This is a genomic window from Clostridium sp. (assembly GCF_036660475.1).
Lineage (GTDB): Bacteria > Bacillota > Clostridia > Clostridiales > Clostridiaceae > Clostridium_J.
In genome coordinates this window covers 20356-37183 of record NZ_JAVXAO010000013.1, presented here as the reverse complement: position 1 = coordinate 37183, position 16828 = coordinate 20356, and the positions used below count along the sequence as shown (strand labels likewise).

The following is a 16828-nucleotide window of genomic DNA, read 5'->3' as shown; positions in this document are numbered from 1 at the left end:
TGATTATTCTACCCATGATTTTTCTGAATTATTTGAAGCCTGTGAAGTAGAGTATACCCTTATAGAGAATGAATTTACTTATGACTGGTACTAACGGCTTTGTAGATAAAAATTTAATTTGTATGATAAATGAAAATGTAGAATATAATCATAGTGTTTGCTATTCATTAACGCCCAGATAAATGAGAAACTGTATAAACATAAATCATGAAAATTACACTTATACTGAGGAGAAGCTATTAAATAGCAAACTAACTCAGGTTGGTACGGTTATAAATTTAGGTGCGTTTACACCAAAGAATGCAAGTGAGGCTGATGATATAGATGGAGCATTTCAAATATAAAAGCATAATACATTTATTAAAGAATATGCTTAATAATCCATCAAAAATGATAAAATACCTAGATTTTGAAAGACCAAAAATAGAGGATGGGCTGTATAATGAATATGAATCATTAGTAAAGAAAATAGATAAGATAAAAATATAAAAATTTTAAGAACCTGCAATGCTAAAATATTGCAGGTTCACTGTTTTCACATTAGATTAAAAGGATTTATAAATTAAATTAATAGTATATGACTTAATAAAGTTAAAATTATATTATAGATAGCTATACTTATAATAATCTTAAAAGAAAGATACCAACTATAATTACAATTCCGGAGATAATAGTGACTTTTAAACTGTCGCTAATTTTCCAGTTACCATTCATAGTTCTATTTCTATTTTTATTTATATTACTATTAGATTCATTAGCTTCTGCCTCTTTAAATTTTTGGAATCCATTTATATTAAAACCATACATTAAAATCCCTCCTATTTTCTATAAGATAACGGTTTAAAATAATGTGAAAACAAAACTAGTTAAAAATTAAGCTCATATTTAAAGTAATTACATTATACTACTATTTATTGTAAATAACCTTATTGTGAAATATATAAATTATAACTAAATATAGGGCTATTTATGCATAAAGTCATATTTTTATTTGGGAGTACTATCTACATAATATATATCGTATATAATAATGATATTAAAAATTTAAGGAAATAATTTCATGAAATCTATGAGTTGAAGTATTATGGATGTTATTTGTTCTAATGCTTGTGATAATATTGTTTGATGGAGCTCCATTTATAAATGCAATAAAAACTTTTAGGCATAAAAATAAATAGGAAAATATAATTTAGAGAAAAGAATATATTATGTCTAAATAAGAAAATAGGAACTAATATAGGAACTAATATAAAAGTGTCGTCTTATTTTAAAGAGGCTGTCTTAAAATTATTGATTTATGTTTTATTTTAATGTTGAAAGTATACTTTTAATATTGTGATAAAACATATTTAAATTAAGATAGCCTCTTCCTTTGGAATACTTTACCATAGATGCAAAGGAACTTTTTTTGATATAATGGATTATTATGAGGTGATAGATATATGAAGAAATTTAAAAATAAGTTTTCCATAATTTTAGTTTCATTACTAATTTTAGGTAGTGTATTTGGAGTAGTATCCCCAGAAGTTTTAGATTATTTTTCTAATGATACTGTAATTGGGAGTAATACTTTAACTGGAAAAGAAGATGTATCGGAAAAAGATGCAGTAGCAACCAGTGATAAAAAGAAACCTGACTCATCAAAGGAGTCAATTATCAATGATTTTCAAGGTGTAGCAGATTATATACATAAAAATAATGCACTTCCAAATAATTTCATAACAAAGGATGAGGCTAAAAAACTTGGTTGGAATCCTGGTGAAGACTTATGGAAGTATGCCCCAGACAAAAGTATTGGTGGAGATTATTTTGGTAATCATGAAGGAACATTACCTTCAAAGTCTGGTAGAAAATGGACAGAGTGTGATATAAATTATAATGGTGGATCTAGAGGTGGGGACAGAATAGTATTTTCAAATGATGGATTAATCTATGGAACCTCCGACCATTACAAAACCTTTAAACAGTATTATTAACTGGAGGTATCCATATGAAAAGTTTTATCCTTAATGGAAATGATTTTACTACAAAAGAGATGGTGCATAAAATTCTGAAGGAAACTTTGGAATTGCCTTCTTATTATGGAGAAAATTTAGATGCTCTTTGGGATTGTTTAACTACAGAAATTGAAGTTCCAATAAAAATTACTTGGAATAATTTTGATGAAAGTAAAAAATACTTAGGTGAATATTGTAATGCTCTATTAAATACATTACAAGAAGCTTCAAATTATTTGAATGATGATTTTATATTAGAAGTTAATAATTAATAAGAGAATTATATAATAAACACTACTTGGGATTTATTTCTAAGTAGTGTTTGTTATCACTATGGGAAGAGGATAATGTTGATAAAAACACTAAGCTAAAGGATATAAAAAACATTATTGAAGGGTTTGAAATTGAAAACCTTAGAGCGGTGCTAAAATATTCAAATTATAAAAAAGGTCAGGTAAACTGTATTAGTATATCTATAAATTTATGAAGTGGCTTGACTGGATTAAAATGGATTTATATAATTGATGAGTAACCACTAAAATTTAAATAGTGGTTGCTCATTTTTTTAGGGGGTATTTATAAGTATGGATGGGGTTATACAATTAAATAATATTAGTAAGAGTTATGGTAAGTCCGTGGTATTAAATGGTGTGAATTTGAATATTTCACAAGGTCAGATTTACGGACTTATAGGTCCCTCAGGAGCTGGTAAAACAACTATTGTTAAAATCATAGTTGGAATGGAAGGAGCTGATTCAGGTATAATAGAAGTGTTAGGGGTGAATATGCCTAATTTAGATATATTACAGGATATTGGGTATATGGCTCAAGCAGATTCTTTATATGGTGAGTTAACAGGGGAAGAAAATCTTAAGTTTTTTGCATCTTTATTTAAGTTAAATAAAACACAGCAAAAGGAACGTATAGCTTATTCGGCAGAACTTGTAAAGTTGACAGGTGAGCTTAAGAAGAGAGTATCTGCATATTCAGGAGGAATGAAGCGTAGGTTATCCTTAGCGGTGGCTTTAATACAAAATCCTAAGATATTAATATTGGACGAGCCTACAGTTGGTATTGATCCGGAATTAAGATTGTCAATATGGAATGAATTAATACGTCTTAGAGATGAAGAAAATAAAACTATTATAATTACAACTCATGTTATGGATGAGGCAGAAAAGTGTGATTATCTTGCCATGGTTAGAGAAGGACGAATTATAACTAGTGGTTCACCAAAGGAATTAATGAGGGAATATAAAGTTGAAAAGTTAGAGGATGTATTCCTAAAAGCAGGGGGTAATAAATAATGAGGGTAGTAGCATTAATCAAGAGAATATCTATGCAAATGTTAAGAGATAAGAGAACCCTAGCACTGTTGTTAGTTGCCCCACTATTAGTATTAACCCTTATGTACTTTATCTTTAATGGTAATACAAGTTACCCAAACCTTGGTGTGGTTAATGTTGATGGAAATATAGTAGCATCGTTGGAGAGCTTAGATATTAATGTAATAAATTATGAGGAAGTAACAAATGATATAATTGTAGATGATAAACTCCATGGAATTCTAGAAATGGATGGTGAAAATTTCAAATTAACTTTAGAAAATAGTGATGTAGGTATGTCTAAAACATTGCAGATGAAAGTAAATCAAGCTATTGGAGAACAAATTAAAAAAGCAGAATTAGCAACTCTAAAAGTTAATTTTAATGTTCCCACTGTAGCTACAACTTATATTTATGGAAATGGTGATACCAGTATATTTGATATATTAAATCCAATACTAGTTGGGTTCTTTGTATTCTTTTTTGTATTCCTTATATCAGGAATAGGTCTTTTAAGAGAAAGAACTACAGGGACTTTAGAAAAATTAATGTCCACACCTATTCGTAGATGGGAAGTTATAACAGGGTATTTAGTTGGATATGGGATATTTGCTGTAATTCAAACTGTTGTAATTGTAGTTTATTCTATAAATATTTTAGATATTGTAATAGTAGGATCTATATGGACTGTGTTATTAATAAATTTATTATTAGCTCTAGTTGCATTATCACTGGGGATTTTGTTATCAACATTTGCTGCCTCAGAGTTTCAAATGATTCAGTTCATACCTCTAGTAGTAGTTCCACAAATATTCTTTTCAGGTATTTTCCCTATAGATAACATGGCTTCATGGTTGCAATCAATAGGAAAGATAATGCCTTTATACTACGGTGCAAATTCATTAAAGGATGTAATGTATAAGGGGTTAGGATTTAGTGATATTAAAGGAAATCTATTAATACTGACTATTTTTGCATTAGTATTCATTGTTTTAAATATATTTGCTTTAAAGAAGTATCGTAAGTTATAATTACAATATTAAAATAGATGATTGAAAAAAAGGTTCATAATAAAATTTATACCAAGGGCGAAGGATTAAATTAGTTAGAAGAGATTATAATTATTTAAAGTTATGACTAGAAATAAATTTTGGAATGAACAGAAGTGAGGAACTAATGAGGTTAGATAAGTTTTTAGCAGAATCCACAATTGGAACTAGGAAGAGTGTTAGAACATATATTACAGATGGGCTGGTAAAGGTTGGTGGGAAGGTTGTAACAGAGCCTGCGATGGACATTAAAGAAGATGCTGATGTTATTGAGTATTGTAATAAAGTTGTTGTCCATAGGGGGAAAGTATATTATATGTTTCATAAACCAGAGGGGTGTATCACTGCAAGAAGGGATCAGGTTAACAAAACGGTATTTGACTATTTTCAAGAAGTTAATATGGATGGGGTTTTTCATGTTGGAAGATTAGACAAGGATACTGAAGGTTTATTACTATTCACAAATGATGGTGAATTTAATCATAGGTTAATGTGCCCTGAAAAACATGTAGAAAAAACCTATTTTTTCATAGCATTAGGCACGTTGGATAGTGCAGATAGAAAGAAGTTAGAGCAAGGGGTTTCAATCGGGGATGGTGAACCATTAACAAAACCAGCAAAAATAGAAGTGTTAAAATCTGGACTCTATGAAGAATTCGAAGAAGAAATGGATATTAGAAAGTATTATAATATAGAGACAAATTGTTATAATCAGCCTATTGTATCAGGATATCTTACAATTTCAGAGGGACGTAAGCATCAAGTAAAGCGTATGCTAAAAGCAGTAGGCTGTTATGTAATATATTTAAAGCGAATCTCCATTGGAGGGTTAGTAGTAGATGAAACTCTTGGAAAAGGGCAATATCGAAGATTAACAGAAAGTGAGGTTGAGAAGCTACTATTAAAGTAACAATATAAGGAGAGAGGTGTTTTTATGAAAAAAATTGCGGCATTTTTTGATATTGATGGAACTATATATCGAGAAGGATTAATAACAGAAGTTTTCAAAAAAATTATAAAATATGAATTGGTAGAAGAAAATAAGTGGTATAACGAAGTTAGACCAGCCTTTTCAAAATGGGACATAAGACAAGGTGACTATGATACATATTTACTTAAAATGATTGATGTTTATGTTGAAGCCACAAAAGGGTTAAGTAAAGTCCATATAGAACATATAGCTAGGCAAGTTATTAATCAAAAGGGTGATAGGGTATATACATTTTCAAGGGAAAGAATCAAGTGGCATAAAGATCAAGGTCATGTTGTTATTGCAATTTCTGGGTCTCCCATAGAGCTTGTTCGTGAAATGGCTAATAAATATGAAATGGATGATTTTAGAGGTACTATTTATGAGGCTGATGAACATGATAAATATACAGGTGGAATTGTTCCAATGTGGGATTCGGTTAGTAAAGAAAATGCTTTGATGGAATTAAAAGTAAAATATGAAATAGATTTAAGTAAGAGTTATGCATATGGAGATACCTCTGGAGATTTAACTATGTTTAAATCAGTAGGAATTCCTTATGCGATAAATCCAACTAGAGAATTAATTTCAAAAATAATAGAAGATGAAGATGTGAAGAGAAAAATAAATGTAATCGTAGAAAGAAAAGATGTTACATATAAATTAGATATTAATAATTTAGAACTATTATAAATAATTATCTTGATTTTCCCCCAGAGTAAATTTGGGGGATTTTTTTATGGTGATTATTTATTAAATATATTTGCGATAGAGTTTTAGAGTGTTGCAATTTAAAGTAAAGAGCTATATTAAATTGAGAATGACTTTATATATGTAAATATTTATTAAAAGTTTTAATTATACACAAAATATGAATAAAATATGTTTTTATAGTAAAAATTGATTGTTGAAAGAAGTCGTTTATGGGAGTAAAATGAAAAGTAATGCAAAATATAAATTAAGAGTAAATGGGGAATGAAATCTATGAAGAAAAAATGGATTAGCATAATTGTAATTTTAATAGTTACTATATGCACAGGTATTTTTATCTATAGGAAGTATATAAACAACAATGACACAAGAAGTATGAGTGAAGGTACAAAAAATAAATATGATGCATCAAAGGAAATAAAGAATTCATTAAAATTATTAAATAGCAATAAAAGGGCAGAGGTTATAACTAATGTGGAAACTTCAGCGGAGGTAGTGGCATTATCTTTTGAGGGTATGAGTGACGCTGCTACAATGAAAAGAATAATTGAATTGTTAGATGAGAATGGAATAAAGGCAACTTTCTTCATTCCTGCAATTGAGGCAGGTGAGGACACCACAACTGTAAAAGGAATTAAGAAAGCTGGTCATGAAATAGGAAGTGCAACTCTTTCAGAGACTAAACACATGGAAAGATTGTCACAGGAGGAATTAGTTACTGACTTTTGTCGTGCTAACAAAGTATTAGAAACTATAATTAAAGAGAAGCCAGTTTTATTAAAATGCAAATCAACTGTATATACTGATGAAGTTTTAAGGGCTGCTTATGCATCAGGTAATGAATATGTAGTTCAGAGTAATAACTATCTTAGTTATCAAAGTTTTAAAGAGTATGAACAGGTCCAGGGTTATGTAGATAAATTAGATAATGGAACTATTATTTCTATTAAACTTGACGGGGTTCTTGATGCTTTTGAATATGAAATAGAAAAAGCAGAAGAAAAATCAACTATAGGTAAACAAGCTAGTTTAGATGAACCTACAAAGGAACAAAAGGAAGAAATAACTATTATAAAAATAGTAGAATGGGTATTGAAAGCTATAAAGAATCAAGAAAAATCGGTTGTACAAATTAGTGAATTAGTGGATATGCCGAAAGTAAGTGGGTCAATGCTAATTGATAATATATCAAATATAGAGGAAATTTATATAGATAAAGGTAATGAAAAAGGTGATTCACAAATAAATAATCAGGATAAAAAACCTATAGATTCAGTGGATTTTAAGGGATTAATAGAAAAAAATAATGGTAAGGTTGCACCTGTAGTTTCAGAAATTTATACTACAAAAGAAGCTTTGTCATATACTTTTAGAGGATTAAGTAACGAAGTGGTGTTAGATGAAGTTTTATTATCTATGGAGAAAGTAAGTGCTAAAGGAACGTTTTTTGTTACAAAGGATGAAATGAAGAAATATCCAGATAGAATTCAGAAGATTTTAAAAGCAGGTCATGAAATTGCGAATGGAGGAATAACAACTAGTTCAACTTTACTTGATAAATCTACAGAAGAGATTTGCAAAGAAATATATGAAGTAGATGAATTATTAAAGAAGGAAGGAATAAATACAAAATCATATATGCCTGGATATGGGTATGTAGATGCAGAGGTTCAAGAGGCGTTATCTGTAATAAATAGTATGGATAAGAATAAAAATTATGAATTAGTTACTTATTCTAAATCACCGATTAATCATAAGTATGAAAATATGAATGCAGAAGAAATCGTCGCTGATTATCTTAATATAAATACTTATATGTCATTAAGAAAGGGAGAAATTGTTTATTTTAGAATGGACACGAATTTGTTCCATGATAATAGTACTGTGGCAAATATAATTGAAGTGATTACTACAAACTATGTGAAAAATGGACATGCTAATAGGTATAACAAGTTATCCGAATCCTATGATTTAGTTCAAAAACCGTTGGGTTACTCTGTTGTGACTTTAAATGAATTACAAAGCACAATGGAAGTAGATAATAACTTAGGTAGGTATAGCTTTCAGGGAAATAATATTAAATCATTAACTAGAAAACCTTATGAAGAAGCTATATCAATAATGAAGAACAATTATATTGGTAATAAAAACGTAAATTTAAGTGATTTAACAGAGGAAGAGCAGTTAGTAATGGATAAAAGTGGCACTATTGATACAAAGGGTGAAAATGTGATTTTCTTTACATTTGATGACTGGGGTGGCGATCCTATTATTAATGAGATATTAGATATATTTGAGAAGCATAAAGTAAAGGGAAGCTTTTTTGCAATATCAAAGTATAGTGATATAAACAGTGGAATATCTAATGTTAATCCCAATTTACTTAGGACTATTGCAATTAATGGTCATGATATTGGAAGTCACAACTATAATCATGAAATTTTAGATTCTAGTAAAGAAGAATTGAAAATTTCATTAACTAAATCTTATGATGGCATGGCTAATGTTATAGGTGATTTAGATTCATTAAGACCGTATTTTAGACCACCAACTTTACTTATAAAAAGAGAAGGATTGGCAACTGTATTTGAAAGTGGATTTAAATACTCTATTAGTGGAAATATATCTACCCATGATTATGAAAGTAGTTCTTCACAAGAAATAGTTAATTCCTTAGAAAAGAATTTGATTAAAGGTGTAGGCAATATTATTGTAATGCACATGAATGATCAAAGTTATTATACCGCAGAAGCTTTGGATATATTCTTAACTAATAATGAAAATGGAGTATATGGAGAAAAATATAAAATTGCAAGGTTAAGCGAGTATCTAGAGAAATAATCCTTTGAAATTTAACAAAGTATTTAACGGGTAATTTAACAAGGACTTTAAGACGAGTATTGAGAAAGGACATGAAAGGAATATGAAAAAAACTAAAGATAAAAAAATCAATGATGTTCTTTTAAGGCCTCGTAGAGATAGACGTTTATTGTCAAATGTTCCAGATAAAGAAGAAGTAAGGAATAATATTGATCGAAGAGGACATCAGGTATTAGATGAACATGATGGCGATCCTAATGCATTTATAGTTAGTAGGAATGCAGGCATAAGATATGAAATGCAAACTGACATTAATGTTATATGTAGAAGTAGTAAGGGAAAAGATAAGTTCATGGTAAAATCTTCAGATATATCTACTACAGGGGTTTTATTAGAATTAGAAAATGAATCACAAGTCAATATGCTAAGTAATGCTAGGGAAATTAAGCTAGAGTTTAAAATATTACCTGGATCTATGCCTGAGGGGCATGAAATGAAGGTGAAAATCAAGGGGGAGGTTGTTAGAAGCTCAATATTACCAGATGGTAAGAGAATCTGTGGAATACAATTTGAGCAAACTCTATCAGAGTATTCTAATGGTAAGAAAGATAGATATATGTTAGGTATGTCTAGTTTCTTCTTATTATTTATTACATTGTTTATTATATTAATGCGTGCAGAGAGTATTATTTATTTTAAATTTAATAAGTGGATATATTTATATAGTATCATCGCAGCAGTATTTTTACTTAGCAGATATTTGTTTGGAATGGTCTATAAGCCTGTACCCATAGACATTGACTATACACCAGGTGTAACAATTATTATTCCTTGCTTTAATGAGGAAGAATGGATTGAGAGAACAATTATAAGTTGTATTAATCAAGACTATCCTATTGATAATTTGGAAATTATAGTAGTTGATGATTGTTCCGATGATAAATCAGTAGAAAAAATTAAAGAGGCTGTTGAAAAACTAGGTAAAGAGGCAAAAAGATTTGATGCAAAGAATAGAGTAAAATATTTTGTGCAAGAAGAAAATTTAGGTAAAAGAGATGCTCTTAGCAGAGGGGTTAAGGAAGCTAAACACGATTTAGTTGTATTCGTTGATTCGGATAGCTTTTTAGATCCATTTGCTATAAGAAATTTAGTTCAGCCCTTTAAAGACCCTAAAATGGGGGGAGTATCTGGAAGAACTGATGTGGCCAATACCTATACTAATGTATTAACTAAGATGCAATCTGTACGTTATTACATAGCTTTTAGGATTATGAAGGCAGCTGAAGCATATTTTGATGCAGTTACATGTCTATCGGGGCCGTTGGCTTGTTACAAAAAGGAAATTGTTATGGATAACATGGATTCATGGTTAAATCAAAAATTCTTAGGACAAAGAGCAACCTTTGGAGATGATCGTGCCATGACAAATTTTGTATTAAAGGGTCATCGAACAAGCTATCAAGATACTGCAATATGTTCCACTGTTGTACCTAATACTTATAAAGTATTTCTTAAACAGCAAATGAGATGGAAGCGTTCTTGGCTTAGGGAATCCATGATTACGGGGACCTTCATGTGGAAGAAGGAGCCATTTATGGCGGTATTGTTTTATATTGGAGTAATAGTCCCAATTGTGGCTCCAATAGTTGTTACATACAATTTAATTTATGTTCCTATCATGTATAAGGTATTTCCAACAACCTTCCTAGTAGGAGTACTTATGATGTCTTTAATGATGAGTTTTGCTCAAATGTTTTTTAGAAAAAGCACAACTTGGATTTTTGGTATGATATTTTGTATTTATTATGAAGCAGTGTTATTATGGCAAATGCCTATTGCGTGGGTAACCTTTTGGAAATCCACATGGGGTACAAGAATGACACCTAGTGACATAGAAGCCAAAGAGAAAAAAGAGAAAAGAATTGCTGCGAATAAGTTGAAGAAAAGGAGAGGAAAGAAGCATGAGGAATAGTACTTTTTCTCCTGAAAGGAAAGATAGAATAAAAAAAATAAGAGGAACATTAGAAGGAATTACTCTAATTATACTTTTAATAATTGTAATTAAGGCATTATTTTCATTTGCTGAATATGAGGAATTTGATTCCACGGAGTTAATTAATAATCAAGATAATGGATTTATTGCATTATCATATTTTGGTGTGGACAGAAGTGGAAGTGAAACTTTAATTAGTGATGAAAGATTAGAGGAACAGCTTAAAGCATTAAAGGATAATGGATATGTAACAATTACACAAAAGGATATTATGGATTATTACTTGAAGGGTAAAACATTACCACCTAAATCGCTATTTTTGCTATTTGAGGATGGAAGAAGAGATACAGCCATATTTGCACAAAAAGTCATTGAAAAATATAATTTGAAAGCAACTATGTTAACTTATGCTAATAAATTTGAAAAGAAAGATAGTAAATTTTTGAAAGCTGACGATTTACTAGATTTAGTGGATACATCTTATTGGGAGTTGGGAACAAATGGATATAGGCTGGAATATATAAATGTATTTGATAAGAAATTAAAGTACCTAGGGAGATTAACACCTATAGAATTTGCTGAGACATCTTCAAATATCGATAGAGAATATAATCATTACTTAATGGATTATATTAGGGATGAGTATAACATTCCTATAGAATCCTATGAAGAGATGAGGTCCCGTATTAATAGTGATTATGAGGCCTTATCTACTGTGTATACTGAGGAGCTTGGGGAAGTACCTAAATTATATGCATTAATGCATTCTAATACAGGGCAATTTGGTACTAACGCTAAGGTGAGTGAAATAAATGGTGCACTTATTAAAGATTCATTTAGTATGAATTTTAATAGAGAAGGCTATTCATTAAACTCTAGAGAGAGTTCAATTTATGATTTAACTAGAATTCAACCACAAGCCTACTGGTCAACGAATCATTTACTAATGAGAATTTGGGATGACACAAAGAGTGATATTGATTTTATAGTTGGAGATGAGAAGAAAGCAAGTAAATTTCAACAAGTATCTGGAAAAGCAGAGTATAAAGATAATGATATTATTTTAACATCACTACCTGAAGGAAAGGGAATTCTTAAGTTATTAGATAGTAATAATTATAAGAATATTAAAGTGTCAACAAAATTAAATGGTAATGTTATAGGTTCTCAAGCTATTTATCTAAGAGCTAATGAAGATCAAAGCAGTAGCATATGTGTTCAGCTTATGAATAATGTAATAAATATTATTGAGATTTCAGAGGGGAAGAAAAATGTGATATTTTCCTTGAATTTAAGTGAGAATCGTGATAGAAAAGAGGAAGAGGAATTTGATATTAAAGATTCAGGAAGTAGAGATATTGAAATAAAATTAATCAGTGATAAAATTACGTTAAAAGTGGATGGAGCTATAATAGTTAAAGACTTGGAAATAAAGGATGATTTAGAGGGAAGCGTTTATTTAGAGTCTGCATGGGGAGAATATGGTTACAGTGAAAGAAAAATTGCAGATGATGTCTACGATGGTATATTTAAAGAGCTTAAGATAACGGATATTAACGATGATGAGTTATATGATAATTCACTAAATGGCATAGATAGGGTGATATATTCTATTAAAAATTACTTCAATAAAACAGTAGATTGGTTTATTAAATATCTATAGGATAAAGCTTATATGTTATAAAGTTTTAATAGCGGTTTTAACAAATATTAATAATAGCTTGGAATTGTAATAATAAGTATCCATAAAGTTTAGATGTATTTAGGAGTATTAGATGAATAAGAGTATAAAATATAACTGGGTTCTTGTTTGGATGATTTTAATAGTAAGTGTAGTTATTTCTGGTTGTTCAAAAATACACAAGGAGAGTGCAGAAAATCAGAAAAACATAGAAGTAGAGGAAACACTTAAAGCTGAACCGAAGCTAGTGTTTGATAAAGAGGTTAAAAATTTATCAGCATGGATTACTTATTGGGACTTAGATGTTAATGAAGAGATTAAAGCGTTAGATAAACAGTTAAAGGAAATTTCCTATTTTGCGGCTTGCTTTGATGATAACAATGAATTGACAATGCCACAACAACTAGTAAATTACTATGATAAAACAAAGGATAGTGATTATATTAAATATCTAACTATTGTTAATGATAAAATAAATACTGATGGTACATCATTACTAAAGGATACTGATTTACTAAGGTCATTATTAACAGATTCCAATTTAAGAAGTAAACATGTTAAAGATATTATAAATTTAGCATCTGAATATGGCTTTGATGGCATAGAGATTGATTATGAACAGATTAAAGGTGATATGTCATTATGGAATAATTACATATTATTTATCAGTGAATTATATAATGAATCTAAAATTGCAGGGCTAAAAGTAAGAGTAATACTTGAGCCTAACACCCCATTTGAAAAGTTAAAGTTTACCGAGGGACCAACTTATGTAATGATGTGTTACAATCTTAATGGTGGGTTTAGTAAACCAGGAGAAAAAGCAAATCCTAAGTTTATTAAAGATTTGATGAATAAAATGGAAAAAGTTCCAGGGAAGAAGAGTTTTGCAGTTGCAACTGGTGGTTTTAACTGGGGCTCAAATGGTAAGGTTACCTCTTTGACAGAAATTCAGGCTAAGGCTTTAATGGAAAAATATAAGGTAACTGAAGAGGTTGACGGTGAAAGTCAATGTAAGGTATTTAAATATACAGATGAAGCTGGTGTTGGACATGAGGTTTGGTATGCAGATAAGGATACTTTAAATTCATGGATGAAGGTCATATCAGAAGCAGGATATGGTATTAACCTTTGGAGGTTAGGCGGAAATGTGTTTGAAGAAATAGATGAAAATTAATATATTTAATTAAAGCTCATGAATCTTATTAAAGTAAGGTTCATGAGCTTTAGTATATTTAAAGTATAAATAAGTCAGTATGCGCCACTTGTTATTTATTTTAAGATAACTTAATTATTTATTGGGCTGATTTAGAAGTAGCCTTATTTGGATTTTTTACTAGAAAAGTTAAAGACGCTCCAAGCAACGAAAGAATAGTTAGAATAATAAATGTAGTCTTAAAATTATTAGTATTTGATATAATAACTGGACCGAGTAATGCTGATAATCCATAAGCTTGATAAATAATACCATAGTTTGCACCTAAGTTTTTAGTCCCATAAAAATCTCCAGTAATAGTTGGGAAGATAGCTAAGAATCCACCAAAGCAAAAAGTAATACTTGAAATACATACAAAGAAAGTAAAGAATTTTAAATCCACAACACTCATGACAAACATTGAAATACAAGTGATTGAAAAGAGTATAAATATTACTTTTAATCTACTTAGTTTATCAGATAAGCTTCCCCATACTAGTCTTCCTCCAGCGTTAAAAAATGCAATGGTTGATACTGAATTTGCAGAAATCTGAGGGGAAAGGCCAGCTAATTGAACTCCGATATCTTTTGCTGAACCAATAATAAGGAGACCGCCTAAAGAACCGAATAAATACATTATCCAAATCAAAGGAAAGGATCTAGTTTTTATCATTTCAGTCACTGTATAGTTTTTTAATTTATTCAATGAATTCTTTTCTATTAAGATTGAACTAAATTCTTCATCCGGAGTTGATAAGAATTGAGCACCAATAACTATGATAACAAGGTAGATAATACCAATGTAAAAGAAGGTTTCAGAAACACCCTTTGAATTTAATAGAAATTCAATTACGGACTTGAAAACCAAGCTTCCAAGACCAAAGGCACCTACAGTAATGCCTGTGATAAACCCTTTTTTAGCAGGGAACCACTTAACACAGGTTGATAAAGGACATACGTAACAGAATCCTACACCAAGCCCACCTATAACTCCATAATAAATATGCATCTGAGTAATCGTAGTAGCAGTAGAGGTTAGAATCAAGCCAGCACCGTAAAGTACACCACCAATCATTGTTACTTTCCTGGGACCAATTTTATCTTGAAGATTACCAGAAAAAATTGTAGTAAAAGCAAAAATAAAAATTGTAATAGAAAATGTGAAAATGACATCATTTTTTTGCCAATGAAACTTGTCTATAAGAGGTTGATTAAACAAACTCCATGAATAAACTGCACCAATACAGAGCTGTACAAGGACAGCTCCAAATACAACAAGCCATTTCTTATTAGTATTCTTCATCTAAAGTATTCCCCTTTGAAAATAATATTCTTTATTTTATTAATATAGATAATAGCATTACTAGAGATTGCCTAATTACTAATTTTAAATAATTATTATATTTAAGAATACTATGGTATATAACTAATTGCAATATATTAAAGAACTAATTAACAAAGGCTTAAAAGAATGATTAATATTTTAAAAGTGAATAACAAATAGGAGAAGCATATAATATGCAGCTAGATTTTTAATTAAATCTATGTGTATAAGGTGTGTATTAATATTTAGATATATGCTACTAATATTTAAAGTAAATTTTCAAAAAAGATTCTTATTGTAAATCACAAAAAATAGTCTACTATCATACAGTATAGTATATTCAATAAAATCATAAAAATATGGAGGGACAATTATATGTCAAACAATAAAGGTTGTAATAGATGTTCAGAATATTCATGTGGAAATAGATATAGTGACTGTGACTGTGACTGGAATATAGAGGAAGTTAATTGTGTAGCACCAAAGGCAGCACAAAATTGTGGCTATGGATGCGGTCAAGATTCATGTGGAAATAATGAAGAAAAATGTAACGCTTATTTATGTAAAGGAAAAGCACTTGCTAAAGAGTCTTGTGAAGTTAAAAAATTAGCAGAAGAAAAAGCAAAAAAAGCTGAATGTATTGAGAATGAAATAGAATGCTTAACAAAAAAAATACTTGCTCTTCAAAAAGAAGCTGATGAAATTTGGGATGAATATAATCAGTTAAATGATTATGCATATTGTTTAGTAAATGAATCAAATGCTTACTTCTACAAAGCTGCAAATTGTTATAAAAGTTTAGTTGATGATGACTATTCATGTGGATGCTGCAGATAATATAAAGTTCGTATGTGGGTGAACCTAAGTGTAAAATAATTACCGCATATTAACAAATAAAGTCCTTTATCAAAATTGCGATAATAAAATTAACTCGAATGAGGTATGTCAATGGTGACAAAGGACATAACTTAAGTATATATTGAGAAGAGGTTCTAGAAAAATTTAATTCATATAAATGAAAAATAGTTGATTACCCCTAGTAAAGAGCTTAGATGTTTTATACTGGGGGTATTATATAACTAATTTTAAAATATTATTACAAATTATGAGTTTTGTAATGTAAAATTATATATAATATGGTCAATGTAATATATAATATATTTAGAGATGGTTGGAGGTAGTAACATGAAATGTAAAATATGTGGAATGAATATAAATGAAAAAAATTATGATTTAAATAGGGAGGCATTCTTAGAGAAAAATTCAATAAACCACGTTGTGTATTGTCCATTTTGCGGAGCTCATAAATGTTATTTAAGCAATGATGGGGATATGATTAAGGTAAATAGTAAGTGTTTAAATGAAGAGACTATTAAAATTTTGGATCATGCTTCAAAGCTTGAACTATTCAATGGTGATTTTTATAACAGGGCATCTAAAATGGCTAAAAGTCAAGAAGTTTCAAGATTATTTGAAGCACTTGGAAGAATAGAAATGTTTCATTCGAAAATACATATGAGATTAGGTGGAATTACTGATACATATAATTTGAATAAAATAAACTATGATAAATATGATAGTGATGAAGCTCTTTTAGAATTAGCAAGGCAAAGAGAAAAACATGCCATTGAGTATTATGAAAAATATAAAAAAATAGTTAATGATGAAAGCGTAGTTAAAGTGTTTGAAGCATTAATAAAAGTAGAAAATGATCATATATCAATCATAAGATAGAGAGTTTATAGGGTTACCAATTAAATTTT

The 16828-nt window shown here is 29.5% G+C and carries 17 protein-coding genes; 15 read left to right on the top strand and 2 right to left on the bottom strand.

Features of this window, described 5'->3' with window-relative positions; all coding sequences use genetic code 11:
* The first annotated feature begins 182 nt into the window (after positions 1-182).
* Together RSA29_RS15640 and RSA29_RS15635 are read left to right on the top strand one after the other, a co-directional pair.
* On the top strand, positions 183-344 hold the full coding sequence (locus RSA29_RS15640; protein ID WP_346944101.1) for a hypothetical protein: 162 nt from the start codon (positions 183-185) through the stop codon (positions 342-344).
* Positions 325-489 (top strand): hypothetical protein, encoded by a 165-nt coding sequence (locus tag RSA29_RS15635; protein WP_346944102.1) that lies wholly within the window; start codon positions 325-327, stop codon positions 487-489. Before RSA29_RS15640 ends, RSA29_RS15635 begins: the two co-directional genes overlap by 20 nt.
* Before the next feature lie 129 nt (positions 490-618).
* On the opposite strand, the gene RSA29_RS15630 is transcribed toward RSA29_RS15635, so the two are convergent.
* Complete coding sequence (locus RSA29_RS15630; protein WP_346944103.1) at positions 619-807, bottom strand: hypothetical protein; 189 nt, start codon at positions 805-807, stop codon at positions 619-621.
* Positions 808-1442: 635 nt separating this feature from the next.
* Between RSA29_RS15630 and RSA29_RS15625 the strand changes: the two genes are divergently transcribed.
* The 11 genes from RSA29_RS15625 (at position 1443) to RSA29_RS15575 (ending at position 13723) form a co-directional block, all read left to right on the top strand.
* Positions 1443-1976, top strand: a complete 534-nt coding sequence (locus tag RSA29_RS15625; protein ID WP_346944104.1) for a ribonuclease domain-containing protein — start codon at positions 1443-1445, stop codon at positions 1974-1976.
* A 14-nt stretch (positions 1977-1990) separates the two neighbouring features.
* Entirely contained in the window at positions 1991-2269 is a 279-nt protein-coding gene (locus RSA29_RS15620) for a barstar family protein (protein ID WP_346944105.1), read from the top strand.
* Positions 2270-2319: 50 nt separating this feature from the next.
* Positions 2320-2484 (top strand): hypothetical protein, encoded by a 165-nt coding sequence (locus tag RSA29_RS15615; protein WP_346944106.1) that lies wholly within the window; start codon positions 2320-2322, stop codon positions 2482-2484.
* A 97-nt stretch (positions 2485-2581) separates the two neighbouring features.
* Positions 2582-3304 carry an ABC transporter ATP-binding protein gene (locus RSA29_RS15610; protein WP_346944107.1) on the top strand — a complete coding sequence of 241 codons (723 nt, stop codon included), beginning with the start codon at positions 2582-2584 and terminating at the stop codon, positions 3302-3304.
* A complete protein-coding gene (locus tag RSA29_RS15605; protein WP_346944108.1) occupies positions 3304-4353 on the top strand; it encodes an ABC transporter permease in 1050 nt (349 codons plus the stop codon). Before RSA29_RS15610 ends, RSA29_RS15605 begins: the two co-directional genes overlap by 1 nt.
* A 145-nt stretch (positions 4354-4498) precedes the next feature.
* Positions 4499-5281 (top strand): pseudouridine synthase, encoded by a 783-nt coding sequence (locus RSA29_RS15600; RefSeq protein WP_346944109.1) that lies wholly within the window; start codon positions 4499-4501, stop codon positions 5279-5281.
* Between the two features lie 24 nt (positions 5282-5305).
* A complete protein-coding gene (locus tag RSA29_RS15595) occupies positions 5306-6034 on the top strand; it encodes an HAD-IB family hydrolase (RefSeq protein WP_346944110.1) in 729 nt (242 codons plus the stop codon).
* Positions 6035-6325: 291 nt separating this feature from the next.
* Positions 6326-8893, top strand: coding sequence for a polysaccharide deacetylase family protein (locus RSA29_RS15590; RefSeq protein WP_346944111.1), 2568 nt, complete (start codon positions 6326-6328; stop codon positions 8891-8893).
* 82 nt (positions 8894-8975) lie between these two features.
* Complete coding sequence (locus RSA29_RS15585; protein WP_346944112.1) at positions 8976-10844, top strand: glycosyltransferase; 1869 nt, start codon at positions 8976-8978, stop codon at positions 10842-10844.
* A complete protein-coding gene (locus RSA29_RS15580) occupies positions 10834-12528 on the top strand; it encodes a glycoside hydrolase (protein WP_346944113.1) in 1695 nt (564 codons plus the stop codon). Before RSA29_RS15585 ends, RSA29_RS15580 begins: the two co-directional genes overlap by 11 nt.
* Before the next feature lie 112 nt (positions 12529-12640).
* A complete protein-coding gene (locus RSA29_RS15575) occupies positions 12641-13723 on the top strand; it encodes a glycosyl hydrolase family 18 protein (RefSeq protein WP_346944114.1) in 1083 nt (360 codons plus the stop codon).
* Positions 13724-13841: 118 nt separating this feature from the next.
* Here RSA29_RS15575 and RSA29_RS15570 read toward each other — a convergent pair whose 3' ends face one another.
* Positions 13842-15044, bottom strand: coding sequence for an OFA family MFS transporter (locus tag RSA29_RS15570; protein ID WP_346944115.1), 1203 nt, complete (start codon positions 15042-15044; stop codon positions 13842-13844).
* Positions 15045-15440: 396 nt separating this feature from the next.
* Here RSA29_RS15570 and RSA29_RS15565 point away from each other — a divergent pair, with 396 nt between their 5' ends.
* Together RSA29_RS15565 and RSA29_RS15560 are read left to right on the top strand one after the other, a co-directional pair.
* Positions 15441-15902, top strand: a complete 462-nt coding sequence (locus tag RSA29_RS15565) for a hypothetical protein (protein ID WP_346944116.1) — start codon at positions 15441-15443, stop codon at positions 15900-15902.
* A 348-nt stretch (positions 15903-16250) separates the two neighbouring features.
* A complete protein-coding gene (locus RSA29_RS15560) occupies positions 16251-16799 on the top strand; it encodes a ferritin family protein (protein ID WP_346944117.1) in 549 nt (182 codons plus the stop codon).
* The last annotated feature ends 29 nt before the right edge of the window (positions 16800-16828 follow it).

Bases quoted from the DNA above. Each gene is read 5' to 3' on its own strand.
- RSA29_RS15640 (WP_346944101.1), top strand. From the start codon at position 183: ATGAGAAACTGTATAAACATAAATCATGAAAATTACACTTATACTGAG.
- RSA29_RS15635 (WP_346944102.1), top strand. From the start codon at position 325: ATGGAGCATTTCAAATATAAAAGCATAATACATTTATTAAAGAATATG.
- RSA29_RS15630 (WP_346944103.1), bottom strand. From the start codon at position 807: ATGTATGGTTTTAATATAAATGGATTCCAAAAATTTAAAGAGGCAGAA.
- RSA29_RS15625 (WP_346944104.1), top strand. From the start codon at position 1,443: ATGAAGAAATTTAAAAATAAGTTTTCCATAATTTTAGTTTCATTACTA.
- RSA29_RS15620 (WP_346944105.1), top strand. From the start codon at position 1,991: ATGAAAAGTTTTATCCTTAATGGAAATGATTTTACTACAAAAGAGATG.
- RSA29_RS15610 (WP_346944107.1), top strand. From the start codon at position 2,582: ATGGATGGGGTTATACAATTAAATAATATTAGTAAGAGTTATGGTAAG.
- RSA29_RS15605 (WP_346944108.1), top strand. From the start codon at position 3,304: ATGAGGGTAGTAGCATTAATCAAGAGAATATCTATGCAAATGTTAAGA.
- RSA29_RS15600 (WP_346944109.1), top strand. From the start codon at position 4,499: ATGAGGTTAGATAAGTTTTTAGCAGAATCCACAATTGGAACTAGGAAG.
- RSA29_RS15595 (WP_346944110.1), top strand. From the start codon at position 5,306: ATGAAAAAAATTGCGGCATTTTTTGATATTGATGGAACTATATATCGA.
- RSA29_RS15590 (WP_346944111.1), top strand. From the start codon at position 6,326: ATGAAGAAAAAATGGATTAGCATAATTGTAATTTTAATAGTTACTATA.
- RSA29_RS15585 (WP_346944112.1), top strand. From the start codon at position 8,976: ATGAAAAAAACTAAAGATAAAAAAATCAATGATGTTCTTTTAAGGCCT.
- RSA29_RS15580 (WP_346944113.1), top strand. From the start codon at position 10,834: ATGAGGAATAGTACTTTTTCTCCTGAAAGGAAAGATAGAATAAAAAAA.
- RSA29_RS15575 (WP_346944114.1), top strand. From the start codon at position 12,641: ATGAATAAGAGTATAAAATATAACTGGGTTCTTGTTTGGATGATTTTA.
- RSA29_RS15570 (WP_346944115.1), bottom strand. From the start codon at position 15,044: ATGAAGAATACTAATAAGAAATGGCTTGTTGTATTTGGAGCTGTCCTT.
- RSA29_RS15565 (WP_346944116.1), top strand. From the start codon at position 15,441: ATGTCAAACAATAAAGGTTGTAATAGATGTTCAGAATATTCATGTGGA.
- RSA29_RS15560 (WP_346944117.1), top strand. From the start codon at position 16,251: ATGAAATGTAAAATATGTGGAATGAATATAAATGAAAAAAATTATGAT.